General features: G+C 48.1%; 1 protein-coding gene. It reads right to left on the minus strand.

Features of this window, described 5'->3' with window-relative positions:
• Window positions 1-717 (minus strand): AMP-binding protein (locus ACNFN4_RS22190; protein ID WP_448200486.1); only part of this gene is annotated, 717 nt, incomplete at its 3' end.
• Window positions 718-748: the final 31 nt, after the last annotated feature.

Raw genomic sequence — 748 nt, forward strand, 5'->3', positions numbered from 1 at the left:
GGTTTCCAGCATTTTTAAATGGGACGGAGTAAGCTTAAGGAAAGTTACCCTGTTATCTTTGAATGCTGCACGCAGCCTTTCCTCCGCGTCTCCTCCCTTTAATAGAAGAGATCCACCACTAATCAGCGGTAAGAACAAGGACGTTACGGAGAGGTCGAAACTTAAGCTTGTAATCAGTACCGTCGTACAAGCTTCCTTCTGGTATTCCTGATCTGCATACGACAAGTAATGATCCAGATTGCCTCGTGTCACCGCCACACCTTTGGGCTTTCCTGTCGTTCCTGATGTGTAAATCACATAGGCGATGTCGTCTTTTTCAACGGCACACGCTGGGTTTTCCGCATTCTCGCCCAGATCTTCAAGATTCATCGAGATGAGTGGGACTTCCGTTTCCATAGTCTTCTCTCTTGTTAAAATGACCTTGGGGGCTGCATCGTTCAGGATATGCTCTATTCGTTCCTTCGGTGTTGCTGGATCAATCGGGACATAGGCGGCTCCACTCTTTAGCACGCCCAAAATGCCAATGATCGTTTCCGCTTCCAGGGTAGTCATGATGGCCACTCGATCATTGGGCTGAACACCCAACGAAATCAGTTCCCATGCCAATGCATTGGCCTTGCGGTTGACTTCTCCATAACGAAGTACGCCCGTTTCGTATTCGATTACCGTCTTCTCAGGTGTCTGTTCCGCATGTTTCTCGAATCGTTCCACTGCCATATGATGCTGTGCATACTCTATATGGGTATCG

The sequence above is a fragment of the Bacillus sp. N1(2025) genome, assembly GCF_053470005.1.